Consider the following 14359-nt stretch of genomic DNA (forward strand, 5'->3'; position numbering starts at 1 on the left):
GCGGGCGTCATCCACGCTGCGACGCGCGGACACGACCCGGAAAAGCGGCGATGTTCCGGGCCACGCCGTTACGGTGACTCTATGGCGGGCCGTACCTCTCAGGCGAGCCGGCGGCGCGGCGCGTCGCCGCGCGGTAACACCAACAGCCGTGCCCGCCAGCCGGCGAAGAAGGCCACCCGGGCCACCGCCCGGCGCCGACCGGCGGCCCGGCCGGGCCCGGCGGTCCTCGTCGGCCGCGCGGTCGGTGCGGTGTGGATGGGGCTGGCGCACGGAGTCGGCTGGGCGGTCCGCGCCGCCGGCCGGCAGGCCGCGTCCGCCCGCGACCTCGATCCCGAGCACCGCCGCGACGGCGCCGGGCTGCTCCTGTTCGGCCTCGCGATCCTCAGCGGGGTGGGGATCTGGTTCTCCGGCGCCGGCCCGCTCGGTGCCCGCCTCGCCGACACCGTGCGGCTCTTCCTCGGCGCGATCGCGATCGTGGTGCCGGTGCTGCTGATGATCGGCGCCTGGCGGCTGATGCGCACCCCCGTCGACGCGGCGCACCGCGGCCGCGGCCTGGTGGGCTGGGGGTCCATGCTGGTCGCCACCGCGGCGATGCTGCACATCGGACAGGACCCGGTGGACCAGGTGCAGCGCGACTACGCCGGTGGCCTGGTCGGCGCGGGGATCGGCGACCTGCTGGAGCGGGCGGTGACGGCCTGGGTGGCGGTGCCGCTGCTGGTCCTGCTGCTCGTCTTCGGCCTGCTCGTGGTCACCGCCACCCCGATCAACAAGATCCCCGAGCGGCTCGGCCTGCTCGCCGGCACGCTGGTCGCGCCCCCGGAGGCCGGGGAGCCCGACGCCGAGGAGGGGGCCGGCAAACCGGCCCGCCGCCGCCCGGCCCGGCGGACCGCGCCGCCGCCGCTCGACGCGGACGAGTTGGACGAGCTGGACGGGCTGGACGGCGTCAACCTCCAGGACACGCTGGTGCTGCCCCGGAAGCCGCCGGCGAAGGTGCCCGCCACCCGCAAGCCGGTCGAGCCGCCGGAGCACTCGCCGCCCCCGACCCGGGCCGAGCAGCTCGCGCTCACCGCGATGGACGGCGACTACACGCTGCCGCCGGCGAACATGCTCAGCGGCGGCGCCGCGCCGAAGACCCGGAGCAAGGCCAACGACGAGGTGATCGCGGCGCTGACCGGCGTCTTCGAGCAGTTCGACGTGGACGCCGCGGTCACCGGCTTCACCCGGGGACCGACGGTGACGCGCTACGAGGTCGAGCTGGGGCACGGGGTCAAGGTCGAGCGGATCACCCAGCTCTCCCGCAACATCGCGTACGCGGTGAAGTCGCCGGACGTGCGGATCCTCAGCCCGATCCCGGGCAAGAGCGCGGTCGGCGTGGAGATCCCGAACACCGACCCGGAGAACGTCGCCCTCGGTGACGTGCTGCGCTCGCGGGCCGCCGCCAGCGACCACCATCCGATGGTGGTGGCGTTGGGCAAGGACATCGAGGGCGGCTTCGTGGTGGCCAACCTGGCCAAGATGCCGCACATCCTGATCGCCGGGGCGACCGGCGCGGGCAAGTCGTCCTGCCTGAACTCGCTGCTGGTGTCGATCCTCACCCGGGCCACCCCGGACGAGGTGCGGCTGCTGCTGATCGACCCGAAGCGGGTCGAGATGACCGGCTACGAGGGCATCCCGCACCTGGTCACCCCGATCGTGACCAACGCCAAGAAGGCCGCCGACTCGCTGGAGTGGGTCGTCCGCGAGATGGACATGCGCTACGACGACCTCGCCGCCAACGGGGTCCGGCACATCGACGACTTCAACCGCAAGGTGCGCAACGGCGAGATCAAGGCCCCGCCGGGCAGCGAGCGGGAGATGCGGCCGTACCCGTACCTGCTGGTGATCGTCGACGAGCTGGCCGACCTGATGATGGTCGCGCCGCGCGACGTGGAGGACTCGGTCGTCCGGATCACCCAGCTGGCCCGCGCGGCCGGCATCCACCTGGTGCTGGCCACCCAGCGACCCTCGGTCGACGTGGTCACCGGCCTGATCAAGGCGAACGTGCCGTCCCGGCTGGCGTTCGCCACCTCCTCGCTGGCCGACTCGCGGGTCATCCTCGACCAGCCGGGCGCGGAGAAGCTGCTCGGCCGCGGCGACGGGCTCTTCCTGCCGATGGGCGCCTCGAAGCCGGTCCGGATCCAGGGCGCCTGGGTGACCGAGCGCGAGATCGCCGACGTGGTGAAGTTCTGCAAGGACCAGCGGGAGCCGGAGTTCCGCCCGGACGTGCTCGCGCCGGCGCAGGACAGCAAGAAGAAGATCGACGAGGACATCGGCGACGACCTGGACCTGCTGGTGCAGGCCGTCGAGCTGGTGGTCACCTCCCAGTTCGGTTCGACCTCGATGCTGCAGCGCAAGCTGCGGGTCGGCTTCGCCAAGGCGGGCCGGCTGATGGACCTGATGGAGACCCGGGGCGTGGTCGGCCCGTCCGAGGGTTCCAAGGCCCGGGACGTGCTGGTCAAGCCGGACGAGCTGGAGGAGGTCCTGGCCGGCCTGCGCGGCGGCGAGGACTGACGGGCGGGGCCACCGCTCCACCCCCCCGGACGCGACGAGGCCCGCCGGATCCCGGCGGGCCTCTTCGCGTAGGTCGTGGGGTCAGTTGTTGAGGATGGCGGCGACGAGGACGATGCCGATGACGGCGCCCACGACGCTCGCGGCAGCGGCGTACCAGCCGAGGGGCTTGTCGCCGAGCACCGCGCCGACGATGCCGAGCGCGAGGCCGGCGAGACCGAAGATCACCGGCGCCACGAAGATGGCGATGACGGCGAAGACGAAGGCCAGGATCGTGCAGATCCGGGCGGCGTTGCTGCGCGGGCGGGCGGTCGCGTGCATGTCGGCCATGACGTCCTCCGGGATGAGAGCCGATGTGGGTCTTCGGCCGGTGTCTACCCACTCCGGCCTCGGGCTACCCATCCGGGTCGATGCGCCCGGCGCCGGGCGCCCGCCCGAGGGTCAGTGGAAGAGCTTCAGCCCCACCACGCCGGCGACCACCAGCAGCAGGCAGGCGATCCGGGGGAGGCTGGCCGACTCGTTCAGGGCCACCATCCCGACCACGGTGGTGCCGACCGCGCCGATGCCGACCCAGACGGCGTAGCCGGTGCCGACCGGGATCTCCCGCAGCGCGTACGCCAGGCCGGCCATGCTCAGCACCAGCGTCACCAGGAAGACGACGGAGGGGAGGGGTCGGGTGAAGCCGGCGCTGCGGTCCAACGAGACCGCCCACGCGGTCTCCAGCAGTCCGGAGACCACCAGCACGATCCAGGCCACGGGTCATCACCTCGATGGAGCGGGCCCCGGGCCCTCGCGGCCGGGACGAGTCGGTCTGCCTGTCGCGGGGCGTCTTGGCCTGACCGGGTACGCCCACCACTCGTCCGGGACGGCCGGAGCCGCCGTCGCCGACGCTAACACCGCCCCGTCCGCGCCGGGGGTGATCTGGCGCACCATCGGGTTGAGCTGAAGTTGACTTCAGATTGCAGCATGGCGGCATGACGCTGCTCTTCACCGACCGGGAGGTCGCCGCCGCCCTGGACGCCCCCGCGACCGTGGCGGCGATGCGGGACGCGCTGCTGGCCGCCCACGCCGGGCGGCTCGTCGCCCCGCCCCGGGCCGCCGCGTCGCTGGGCGGCGGGCGGATGGTCCTCACCGCCGGCCACCTCACCGGCGAGTGGTACGGCTTCCGCTCGTACGACACTTTCGGGCTGCCGGAGAGCGAGCAACTGGTCGTGCTGCACGACGGGCGTACCGGCGCGGTCCGGGCCGTCGCCGTCGGCGAGGAGCTGGGCTCCCGACGGACCGGCGGGCTGGGTGGGGTGGCGGTGGACGCCCTCGCCCGCCCCGACGCGGCCACCCTGGGCGTGATCGGCTCCGGCCGGCAGGCCTGGACCCAGCTCTGGGCCACCGCGGCGGTACGCCCGCTGCGCGAGGTCACCGTGCACAGCCGCTCGGCCGCCCGGCGGGAGACGTTCGCCGCCCGGGTCCGCGCCGAGCTGGGCCTGCCGGCCCGCGCGGTCGGCACCGCTCGGGAGGCGGCCCGGGACCGGGACGTGGTGGTGCTCGCCACCACCAGCACCACCCCGGTGCTCGACGCCGCCGACCTCGCCCCGGGCACCCACGTCAACGCGGTCGGCTTCAAGCAGGCCGACCGGCACGAGTTCGGCGCCGACCTGCTCGACGTCGCCGACGTGCTGGTCACCGACTCGCCGGCCCAGGCGGCGGCGTACCGTCCGCCGATGCTCGCCGCCGTCGCGCCGTACGCGGAACGGCTGCGCGACCTGGGCGCGGTGCTGGCCGGGGCGGTCCCCGGCCGGACCGGCGCGGACCAGGTCTCGCTCTTCTGCTCCACCGGCCTGGCCGGCACCGAGGTCTTCCTCCTCGACCGGCTGGTGCGGGTGGGCGCGGCGGCGCTCTGACCGGCCGGGGGTGTGAGCCGGCCGATGCCGGCGGCCCGCCGTTGCCGGCCCCCGCCGCGCCGCCCGGTACCCTCGGATGGTGTCTGCCACCTCCTCCCCTGCCGCCGGCCGCCGTGTCGCCCTGTTGACCCTGGGCTGCGCCCGTAACGAGGTCGACTCGGAGGAGCTGGCCGCCCGCCTGCACGCCGACGGCTGGCAGGTCACCACCGACGGCGAGGGCGCCGACGTGGTGGTCGTCAACACCTGCGGCTTCGTCGAGAAGGCCAAGCAGGACTCGATCCAGACCCTGCTCGCCGCCGCCGACACCGGCGCCAAGGTGGTCGCCGCCGGCTGCATGGCCGAGCGGTACGGGCGCGAGCTGGCCGACAGCCTCCCCGAGGCGCAGGCCGTGCTCAGCTTCGACGACTACCCGGACATCGCCGCCCGGCTGGACGCGGTCGTGGCCGGCGAGACGGTGGCCGCGCACACCCCGCGCGACCGCCGCGAGCTGCTGCCGCTCACCCCGGTCAAGCGGCGCGCCGCGGCGGTGTCGTTGCCCGGCCACGGCACCCCCACCCGGGCGGCGGTGGAGACCGACGAGCACACCCCGGCCCACCTGCGCCAGGTGCTGCGTCGCCGGCTCGACACCGGCCCGGTCGCCTCGCTCAAGCTGGCCAGCGGCTGCGACCGGCGCTGCGCGTTCTGCGCCATCCCGGCCTTCCGCGGGGCCTTCGTCTCCCGCACCCCCGACGAGTTGCTCGCCGAGGCGGAGTGGCTGGCCAAGACCGGTGTCCGCGAACTGGTGCTGGTCAGCGAGAACTCCACCTCGTACGGCAAGGACCTGGGTGACCCGCGGGCGCTGGAGAAGCTGCTGCCGCAGCTCGCCGCGATCGACGGCATCGTCCGGGTCCGGGCGAGCTACCTCCAGCCCGCCGAGACCCGGCCCGGCCTGGTCGAGGCGATCGCCACCACGCCGGGGGTGGCGCCCTACTTCGACCTGTCGTTCCAGCACTCCAGCGAGCCGGTGCTGCGCCGGATGCGCCGTTTCGGCTCCACCGACCGGTTCCTGGAGCTGCTGGCCGGCGCCCGCGCCCTGGCCCCGCAGGCCGGCGCGCGGAGCAACTTCATCGTCGGCTTCCCCGGCGAGACCCGGGCCGACATCGACGAGCTGGTCCGCTTCCTGACCGAGGCGCGGCTCGACGCGATCGGCATGTTCGACTACAGCGACGAGGACGGCACCGAGGCCGCCGGCCTGCCCGGCAAGGTCTCCGCCGCCACCATCAAGCGCCGGTACGACAAGCTCAGCGCCCTCGCCGACGAGCTCTGCTCGCAGCGGGCCGAGGAGCGGCTCGGCAGCACGGTCGAGGTGCTGGTCGACTCGGTCGACGGCGGCGTGGTCGAGGGGCGGGCCGCCCACCAGGCTCCGGAGGTGGACGGCTCGACGACCCTGGTGGCGCCCGACGGCGGCGGGGTCGACCTGGCCGCGCTGCGCCCCGGTGATCTGGTGCGCGCCACGGTCACCGCGACCGAGGGTGTCGACCTGGTCGCCGTACCGGATGAGATGATCTCGGCGGCGCCCGGCGCGGAACGGTGACGGCGGGCCCGGAGGGAGCGGGGGAGGCACGTGGTGTGCTGCCAGGTACGCGGCCGGATCCCGGTGCGGCCGTGACCGGCGCGACGGAGTCGGCGCCGGTGGTGCCCCGGGTGCCGGTGGTCAACGCGGCCAACGCGCTGACCGCCCTGCGGCTGGTGCTGGTGCCGGTCTTCGCGGTGTCGGTGATCGTCTCGGCGATGACCCACGCCGGCTGGCAGCTGGCAGCCTGTCTGATCTTCGTGGTCGCCTCGGCGACCGACCTGGTGGACGGCTGGATCGCCCGCCGGTTCGGGCTGGTCACCTCGGTCGGCAAGGTCGCCGACCCGATCGCCGACAAGGCGCTCACCGGCGCGGCCCTGCTGCTGCTCTCCTGGTACGACCGGCTGCCCTGGTGGGTGACCGCGGTCATCCTCGCCCGGGAGCTGGGCATCACCCTGCTGCGCTTCTGGGTGATCCGGCACGGTGTGATCGCGGCCAGCCGCGGCGGCAAGATCAAGACTGCCCTCCAGATCCTCGCCATCACCTGGTACCTCTGGCCGATGCCGGCCGCCCTCGCCGTGGTGGGCCCCTGGATCATGGGGGCCGCGGTGCTGGTCACCGTGGTCACCGGCTTCGACTACGTCGCCCAGGCCCTGCGGCTGCGCCGTCCCGCCCGCTGAACCCGGACCGACCGGGGCGGAGGACGAGTAACGGCGGCCCGGCGGGGAAGGTAACTCCGACATGAGTACGGACGCGAACGGGGAACGGCCACCGGGCAGCCCGGCGGCCCGGGTGGTGCACCAACTGCACGAGCGGCACGGCACGCTGGCCACGGTCGAATCCCTCACCGGCGGGTTGCTCTCCGCCGCGATCGTCGAGATCGCCGGGGTGAGCGGGGTCTACCGGGGTGGCCTGGTCACCTACGCCACCGAGCTGAAGTCGGAGCTGGCCGGCGTGCCGGCGGAGCTGCTGGCCGAGCGCGGGCCGGTCGACCCCGACGTGGCGGCGGCGCTCGCCGAGGGCGGGCGGCGACGGTGCGGGGCCGACTGGGGGCTCGCCACCACCGGCGTGGCCGGGCCGGAGCCGCAGGACGGCAAACCGGTCGGCCTGGTCTACGTCGCGGCGGCCGGGCCGGCGGGCACGACGGTGCGTCGGCTGGACCTCGACGGTGGGCGGGACCACATCCGCGCCGCCGCGGTCATCGAGGCGCTCCGGCTGCTCGCCGAGCGGATCGAGGCCGCCGCGCCGGAGTTCGGTCCGGTGGACGACGCCGACGCCGCCCCCGCCGGGCGGCGGTGAGCCCGGTGACGCGATCCGACGGCCGGGGTGGGATGTCGTCGGGCCGGGCAACGGGTACGGTTGCGGGAAGGCTCCGGCGCTCGACGCCGGCGGCGGCGCGGAAGCCCGCGCCCGACGCCGGTCCGCGCGACGGAGCGGAGGTTTTCCCGTCAGGGGGAGGTGCCATGGTCCTGCTACGCCGAGTCATCGGTGACGCACTGCGGGCGCGCCGACAGGGTCAGCACCGCACCCTGCGCGAGGTCTCCACCGCCGCCAACGTCAGCCTCGGCTACCTGTCCGAGATCGAGCGCGGCCAGAAGGAGCCCTCCAGCGAGCTGCTGGCCGCCATCTGCGACGCGCTCGGCGCCCGCCTCTCCGAGCTGCTGCGCGAGGTCAGCGACACCGTGGCCCTCGCCGAGCAGATGCCGGGCGTGCTGGTCCCGGTGCAGGACGAGCCGGTGCCGACCGCGGTACGCAAGCCGGCCAACCGGGGCGTGCGCCAGGTGAGCTCGGACGGCAAGGTCGCCGTCCAGGTCCGCCAGGACTCCCCGCTCAAGGCCACCCTGCGCAGCACCCGGGTCCGCCCCAGCGAGCGGGACGTGGTCTGCGCCGCCTGAGCGGCTCACCTCGCCGCGTGGCCGGTGCGCTCCGCGCCGCGTAGGGTTGATCGCGGGCCGTGTGGCGACTCCCGCGGTACGGATGCCCGGTTGGCGTCCGGCTGCGACGATGGGGGCACGGCGCGCCGGCCGATCGGCCCGGTCCGCCCGGGGCGAGGCGCAGCGACGCTACTGAGGGGATACCGCGGAGATGGCGAACCCGTTCGTCAAGGGCTGGCACTACCTGATGGCGCTCTTCGGTGCGAAGATCGACGAGCACGCCGATCCCAAGGTGCAGATCCAGCAGGCCGTCGAGGAGGCGCAGCGACAGCACCAGGCGCTGGTGCAGCAGGCCGCCGCGGTGATCGGCAACCAGCGTCAGCTGGAGATGAAGCTCTCCCGGCAGATGTCCGAGGTCGAAAAGCTCCAGGGCATGGCCCGGCAGGCCCTGGTCCTCGCCGACCAGGCCCGCGCCCGGGGCGACGAGACCGAGGCCGGCCGGTACGAGCAGACCGCCCAGGTGCTCGCCACCCAACTGGTCTCCGCCGAGCAGGCCACCGAGGACCTCAAGACCCTGCACGACCAGGCGCTCGGCGCGGCCGCCCAGGCCCGCCGCGCCGTCGAGAACAACTCGATGATCCTCCAGCAGAAGCTCGCCGAGCGCACCAAGCTGCTCAGCCAGCTGGAGCAGGCCAAGATGCAGGAGAGCGTGGCCCGCTCCCTGGAGTCGATGTCCTCGACGACCGCCCCCGGCAACACCCCCTCTCTGGACGAGGTGCGGGACCGCATCGAGCGGCGCTACGCCAACGCGATGGGCCGGGCGGAGCTGGCCGGCAACTCCGTCGAGGGGCGGATGCTGGAGGTCCAGAAGTCGAGCCTCGACAGCGCCGGGTCGTCCCGGCTGGAGCAGATCCGGGCGAGCATGGCCGGTGAGCAGCTCGCCGGCGCGCCGGACCGGACCGCGACGCCGCAGGGCCAGCCGGCCAGACCGGCCGGCGACCCGGCCGCCGCGGCCCGGCTGGACGAGATCCGGTCCAGCATGACCCGCGAGCGGGGCACCGGAGACACCACCGCCGCCAGCTGAGGCGACGGCACGAGGAGGTACGGGTGGCGGACGAGCGGACGCGACACTTCCGACGGCTGCGCCGGCTGCGGCGATCCGCCCGCCGGTGGAGCGTAATGGCCGGTGGGCTCGGCGGCACGGCCGCCGTGCTGACCCCGTACGCCGGGCTCGGGCTGCCCGACGCGGCCTGGGCCGGCGCCGCGGGCAGCGCGGTGGTCCTGGCCGCCTGGCGCTGGGTCGACCTGCGGGCCCTCGCGGCCCTGCCGGCTCCGCCCGCGCTCGACCCGGCCGAGGCCGCCGCCCGCTCCCGGGCCCGGCTGGTCGCCGCGGTCGAGCGGCTCCCCGTCGGCCACGGCGTGCTGGCCGAGGCGCGGCGGCTGCGGTCCCGGCTGGCCCTGCGCGGCACCACCGCCGCCGAGTCCTGGGCCCGGCTGGACCGGGCGGCGCTCACCCTCGCCGGGATGACGCCCCGGTTGACCGGGCTGGCCGAGCCGGCGGTGCTGGAGGCCGCCGCCGCCGACCGCTCCCTGCGCGACCTGGCCAACCGGGTGGCCAGCGTGGAACGGGCCCTCCGGCTGGCGCCGGTCGAGGCCCGGCCCCGGCTCGCCGAGTCGCACCGCGCCCTGGTCGGTCAGCTGGAGACCGGTGTGACCGCCTACGAGGGGCTGGTGGCCGCCGCCGCCGGGTACATCGCCGAGGACGTCCGCCCCAGCGGCGAGCACGTCGCGGCCTCCCGCCTGACGGAGGCGACCGACCTCCTGCACGGGGTGGCCGCCGCCCTCGCGGAGCTGCGCGCCGGCAAGGGCCCGGTGCGTTTCCCCGCGCGCTGACCGCACCTCGGGTCAGGGCGGGGTGCTGACCGGCACCGGGCCGCTGAACGGTGAGCTGCCGACCACGTTGTACGAGCGGATCCGGTAGTGGTAGGTGACCCCGCGCGCCAGCCCGGTGTTGGTGAAGACGCGACCGGTCACGGTGAAGGTGGCCACGTCGCGGCTGAACGCCGCGTCCACCGCCCGCTGCACGATGACGCCCGAGCCCGGGCCGCCGGGGCTGCCGGCCGCCCAGCTCAGCACCACGGTCGCGGTGTCCGGCGCGGGCGCGCTGACGACCGCGGCCACTCCGGTCGGCACCGCCGGGGCGGGCGGGGTGGTCACCGTGGCGACCGTCGACCAGGGCGACGCGGCGCCGAGGTACGTGGTCCGCACCCGGTAGTAGTAGGTGGTGTCCGGCGCCACCACCGGATCCAGGTGGTTCTCCGCCACCCCGATCGCGGTGGTGCCCGGGCCGCTGGTGAACGTCGGGTTGGTGGCCCGCTGCACGTCGACGCCGGTGGCGAAGGAACGGTTGGCCCAGCGCAGCGCGATCCGCAGCGGGGCGGCCGGCGGGATCGCCGAGGCCAGCCCGGTGGGCGCGGTGAGGCGGACCGAGGCCGGCACGCTGTTCGACCAGGCCGAGCAGCTCACCGCGTTCTCCGCCCGGATCCGGTAGTGGTAGGTCGTCCCCGGGGTCACCGTGGCGTCGGTGTACCGGGACGCGGTGGCGGCCACGGTGATCGCGGTGAGCCCCGCGGTGAAACCGGCGTCGGTGGCCCGCTGGAGCAGGTGGCTGGTGGCCGGCGGCCGGCTGCCGTTGCCCGTCCAGGCCAGCGCGATCGCCGGCAGCGCGGTCGCCGAGCCGGGCACCGGCGTGGCGGTCAGCCCGGTCGGCGCCCTGGGGGAGACCCGCAGCACCAGGGGCCGGCTCATGCCCAGGTCCCGCAGCCCCGCCGCGGCGCTCTGCCAGCGGTACTCCCAGCCCAGGTTGACCAGCTGGTTGAGCACCGGCCGCCCGTCCGGCGGGCCGCCGACCCGGGCGCCGGCGGGTCGGGTCGGATCGAGCAGCCGTACGCTGTCGCCGACCTTGAACGGCAGCGGCGGCACCGACGGGCGCAGCGCCACGATCACGTCCTCGGCCGGGTTCACCCGCACGGTCTCCTTCCAGCCCAGCTCGCCCGGGTCCGGCGGCCGGACCGTGCCGTCCCACCCGACCCGGTTGACCACCTGCAGGTCGGCGCCGCTGAGGTGCACCGGATGGGTCTGCCGGCCCGTCCCGCAGAGCCGCCACAGCTGGGTGCCGTCCGCCGCGCCGCCCACCGGCAGCGTCGGGTCGGCCGCGAAGAGGACCTCGGTGGCCGGTTCGGTCGAATCCAGCGGTACGGCCGTCGGACCGAGCGCGCCCCCGGACGGCTGGGCGACGCCGAGCCGCCCGGCGAGCCGCCCGTGGCCGGGCTCGAAGACCTGCCCGACGCTCTTCACCTCCACCGGCAGGGTGACCGGGGCGGGCGCGCCGGTGGGGGTGAAGCTGACCGAGGTGGCGTGCGCCGGCACCACCGTGCGCACCGGGGTGCGGGTGCCGAAGGCCCGGTCGTACTCGGGCTGCGGCACGATCGGCGGCCGCTGGCTGGCCGCGTACGCCGCGGGGAGCCGGTCGGTCAGCCGGGCCAGGTCGTACGGGGCGGCGGGGGCGCCGGCCACCCGGATCTGGAGCACCGTGCGGGTGTTCGGGCCGTACCCGGGGCGGGTGCCGACGAGCCCACCCTCGGCGGTGCGGTCCGGGGCGTCGGTGTGGTGGTCGTACCGGGGGTCGAAGCGGGGCAGCGGGGCCGGGCAGTCGTTGTAGAGGATCAGGGTGCCGCCCGGCGGCACGGTGGAGAAGTCCACGACCACGTCGGCCCGCTCGCCGGGGGCGAGCAGCAGCGCGTGCCCGTCCACGTTGAGCACCGTCGGGTCGCCGCGGTCGTACCGGTAGCCGATCGGGCGGTTCGGCACCACCACGGGCGCCGGGAGCAGCCCGCACTCGTTGCCGATCAGGATCATGCGGGGGCCGGCCGTCCGGGGGTCGGGCACGCCGCCCTCGCGTCCGTCGGTCGGCCACCCCTCCGGCCGCCCCGGCATCCGCACCGCCGCCACCATCCGCACCTCACCGGCGCCGGCGTCGGCCAGCCCGCCGTCGGCCTGCCACATCGGCCCGTCCGAGCGGGCCCGGTAGAGCGCCAGGTTGAGGCTGCGGTCGGCGCAGGCGTTGAGGATCCGGAACCGGTACGCCCTCGGCTGCACCGTCAGGTACGGGTACGCGGTCCCGTTGACCAGCATGGTGTCGCCGTACGCGTCGGGCACCGCCGACGGGTGCGGCACGCCGGGCGCCCGAGGTGGCTCCTCCGGCGCGACGACCGGGTCGTGGTGCGGGTTCTCCACGGTCGAGGCGTCGCCGAGGCGGCCGGGCAGCCACGGGCCGTAGTCCCAGCGGCCGGTCGGGTTGCGCCCGGAACCCTGGTACGGGTTCTGCCGGGGCTGGTAGACGTGCGGGTGCCAGAGGTTGCCGCGGGCCCCCCACCGGTCCCGGTCCCAGGTCGGGTCCTGCGCGGCGAGCTGCGCGTCGTCGGGCACGAAGGTCCGGTCCTGGATCACCAGCGGCAGCTGGTCGGCGGGGAGCACCCCGTCGGCGACCAGCCGCTCCTCGGCCGGGTCGGTGAGCAGGTAGAGCGCCACCTGGCCGGAGTGGACGGTCAACCGGGACAGCCCGAGGGTGTTGTCGTGCAGCCACATCAGCCGGCCGCTCTGCTCGTTCGGGTAGTACAGCGTGGTGGCGCCGACCCCCGGGTGCGGCATGTCCGGCACGTGGGTCAGCCCCGGCCCGGTCGGGTACGGGGTGATCTCGCCCGCCGGGGTGACCCACTGCCACGGGTTGCCGGCGCTGATCCAGCCGGTGTGCGCCCCGGCCAGGTGCGGCACCGCCCGGTTCTGCGGGTAGGGCGCCGGCCCGTCCAGCGGCCCGGTGCCGGCGCCGTCCAGCGTCGGATCGACCGGCAGGAAGAGTTCGCCGGCCCGCCCGGTGGGAAGCTGGTTGATGAACTTGACCCGGACCGGCCGGCCCCGCCGCGCCATGATGACCGGCCCCAGGTGGTACGGCCGCCCCGGCGGCGCGACGGTGTTGTGGCCGTCCGCGTCGGTGCCGAGGTTGAGTTGCCGGTAGCCGCGCAGCCGGGTGGTCGGCAGGTCGCGGTGCAGCCGCTGGGTGTACTCCCGCAGCCCGATCTCGTAGTAGTCGCAGCCGGGGTGGCTGATCGTGTCCGGCACCGCGACCGGCAGGTGGCTGCCCAGCTCGTTGCGGCCGAGCGGGCCGGGCAGCGGCAGCGCGTCGACGAACTTGCGCACGCCGGTGCCGGTGGCCACCCGGCCGCGCGCGTCGAGCGCCGGCAGGGGACTGGACGCGAAGTTCGGAACCGGGCCGAAGCAGCGCGGCACGGCGGCCGGGTCGAGGCTGGCCGGGGCGGGACCGTTCTCCTCCGAGGAGCGCGCGGTGGGCGCGGACGGTGGGCGCGCGGCGGTCCGGACGGCACGGCCCGCCCAGCCGGGCCGGAACATGCGGAACAGGGCCATGGCTCTCCCCGGGGTCGGGGCCGGTACGCCCGCCACCCCGGCGTGGTGGGCGTACCCGCTGCTGACGATCGGTGAGCGGTTCACCGCAGCATGCGACGCCGGGGGTCCGGGAGGGAAGTACCTGTTCGTCCGTATCTTGGGGGTAACTTGCCGTTTCGTGGAAGTTCCACGGCGGACGGCGGTCAGGAGCGCTCGGGCTGGCAGCGCGGGCACCAGTAGGTGACCCGCTCGCCCAGCTCCTCCTTGCGGATGGCGGTGCCGCAGCGCCGGCACGGCTGCGCCCGCCGGCCGTAGACGTAGCTGGTCCGCCCGCGCAGCAGCGAACCGGTGGTGCTCTGCGTCCAGCGGCCCCGGTTGGCGGCGAGCAGCCGCTGGGCGAGGGCGACCGTGGCGGCCAGGTCCGGCACCGCGCCGACCGGTGTCCACGGCGAGATGCCGCGCAGGAAGAGCAGCTCGCACTTGTAGAGGTTGCCCACCCCGGCCAGGTTGCGCTGGTCCAGCAGGGCCTCACCGATCGTGACGTCCGGGTGGGCGGCGAGCCGGCGGACCGCCTCGGCGGCATCCCAGTCCGGGCCGAGCAGGTCCGGGCCGAGGTGGCCGACCAGGGACTCCTCCTCGGCCGTCGGCACCAGGGCCAGCTCGTGCAGGTGGTAGCCGACGGCGACGGCGCCCGCGCTGCGCAGCACCACCCGGATCAGGTGCGCCGGCCGGGCCGTCCAGCGCTCCTCCGGCGCGTACGCCCGCCAGGCGCCGTCCATCCGCAGGTGCGAGTGCAGCGTCCAGTGCTCCGGGCCGGACCGCTCCCCGGGGTCGGCCAGGCGCAGCAGCAGGTGCTTGCCGCGGCTGGCCGACTCGCGCACCGTCCAGCCGGTCAGGTCGGTGGTGGCCAGCCGCGGCACCCGGAAGTCGCTGCCGGTGAGCCGCGCCCCGGCCAGCGCACGGTGCAGCACGCGGGCGGTGTTCCAGACGGTGTCGCCTTCGGGCACCCCACCATCCTCTCTCGCCCG

Annotated in this window: 12 protein-coding genes and 1 riboswitch; of the genes, 8 read left to right on the forward strand and 4 right to left on the reverse strand. The window is 75.3% G+C overall.

Going from position 1 to position 14359, the window contains the following annotated elements; all coding sequences use genetic code 11:
• The first annotated feature begins 81 nt into the window (after window positions 1–81).
• Entirely contained in the window at window positions 82–2550 is a 2469-nt protein-coding gene (locus AC5L3Z_RS27880; protein WP_494846190.1) for an FtsK/SpoIIIE family DNA translocase, read from the forward strand.
• A gap of 81 nt (window positions 2551–2631) precedes the next feature.
• On the opposite strand, the gene AC5L3Z_RS27885 is transcribed toward AC5L3Z_RS27880, so the two are convergent.
• Together AC5L3Z_RS27885 and AC5L3Z_RS27890 are read right to left on the reverse strand one after the other, a co-directional pair.
• Window positions 2632–2877, reverse strand: coding sequence for a hypothetical protein (locus tag AC5L3Z_RS27885; protein ID WP_494846192.1), 246 nt, complete (start codon window positions 2875–2877; stop codon window positions 2632–2634).
• Window positions 2878–2988: 111 nt separating this feature from the next.
• Window positions 2989–3303 carry a DMT family transporter gene (locus tag AC5L3Z_RS27890; RefSeq protein ID WP_494846194.1) on the reverse strand — a complete coding sequence of 105 codons (315 nt, stop codon included), beginning with the start codon at window positions 3301–3303 and terminating at the stop codon, window positions 2989–2991.
• Between the two features lie 63 nt (window positions 3304–3366).
• Window positions 3367–3430, reverse strand: a riboswitch (guanidine-III (ykkC-III) riboswitch).
• Window positions 3431–3521: 91 nt separating this feature from the next.
• Between AC5L3Z_RS27890 and AC5L3Z_RS27895 the strand changes: the two genes are divergently transcribed.
• The 7 genes from AC5L3Z_RS27895 to pspM all read left to right on the forward strand — a co-directional run bounded on the left by AC5L3Z_RS27895 (window position 3522) and on the right by pspM (window position 9764).
• Window positions 3522–4445 carry an ornithine cyclodeaminase family protein gene (locus AC5L3Z_RS27895; RefSeq protein WP_494846196.1) on the forward strand — a complete coding sequence of 308 codons (924 nt, stop codon included), beginning with the start codon at window positions 3522–3524 and terminating at the stop codon, window positions 4443–4445.
• Window positions 4446–4521: 76 nt separating this feature from the next.
• Window positions 4522–6018: a 30S ribosomal protein S12 methylthiotransferase RimO gene (gene rimO / locus AC5L3Z_RS27900; protein ID WP_494846198.1), complete on the forward strand. Its 1497-nt coding sequence runs from the start codon at window positions 4522–4524 to the stop codon at window positions 6016–6018.
• Window positions 6019–6089: 71 nt separating this feature from the next.
• Window positions 6090–6677 carry a CDP-diacylglycerol--glycerol-3-phosphate 3-phosphatidyltransferase gene (pgsA, locus tag AC5L3Z_RS27905; RefSeq protein ID WP_494846200.1) on the forward strand — a complete coding sequence of 196 codons (588 nt, stop codon included), beginning with the start codon at window positions 6090–6092 and terminating at the stop codon, window positions 6675–6677.
• 61 nt (window positions 6678–6738) lie between these two features.
• Window positions 6739–7296: a CinA family protein gene (locus AC5L3Z_RS27910; RefSeq protein ID WP_494846202.1), complete on the forward strand. Its 558-nt coding sequence runs from the start codon at window positions 6739–6741 to the stop codon at window positions 7294–7296.
• Window positions 7297–7460: 164 nt separating this feature from the next.
• Window positions 7461–7892 carry a helix-turn-helix domain-containing protein gene (locus tag AC5L3Z_RS27915; protein ID WP_334523223.1) on the forward strand — a complete coding sequence of 144 codons (432 nt, stop codon included), beginning with the start codon at window positions 7461–7463 and terminating at the stop codon, window positions 7890–7892.
• A 190-nt stretch (window positions 7893–8082) separates the two neighbouring features.
• Complete coding sequence (locus tag AC5L3Z_RS27920; protein WP_494846204.1) at window positions 8083–8955, forward strand: PspA/IM30 family protein; 873 nt, start codon at window positions 8083–8085, stop codon at window positions 8953–8955.
• A 23-nt stretch (window positions 8956–8978) separates the two neighbouring features.
• The gene (pspM, locus tag AC5L3Z_RS27925) at window positions 8979–9764 is read left to right on the forward strand and encodes a phage shock envelope stress response protein PspM (RefSeq protein ID WP_494846206.1); all 786 of its coding nucleotides are present in this window, start codon (window positions 8979–8981) and stop codon (window positions 9762–9764) included.
• Window positions 9765–9776: 12 nt separating this feature from the next.
• Here the strand turns inward: pspM and AC5L3Z_RS27930 are convergent, their stop codons facing one another.
• Together AC5L3Z_RS27930 and AC5L3Z_RS27935 are read right to left on the reverse strand one after the other, a co-directional pair.
• The gene (locus AC5L3Z_RS27930) at window positions 9777–13352 is read right to left on the reverse strand and encodes a hypothetical protein (RefSeq protein ID WP_494846235.1); all 3576 of its coding nucleotides are present in this window, start codon (window positions 13350–13352) and stop codon (window positions 9777–9779) included.
• A gap of 182 nt (window positions 13353–13534) precedes the next feature.
• Window positions 13535–14338, reverse strand: coding sequence for a DNA-formamidopyrimidine glycosylase family protein (locus AC5L3Z_RS27935; protein ID WP_494846208.1), 804 nt, complete (start codon window positions 14336–14338; stop codon window positions 13535–13537).
• Window positions 14339–14359 lie beyond the last annotated feature (21 nt).

This window comes from Micromonospora sp. LZ37 (assembly GCF_059359015.1).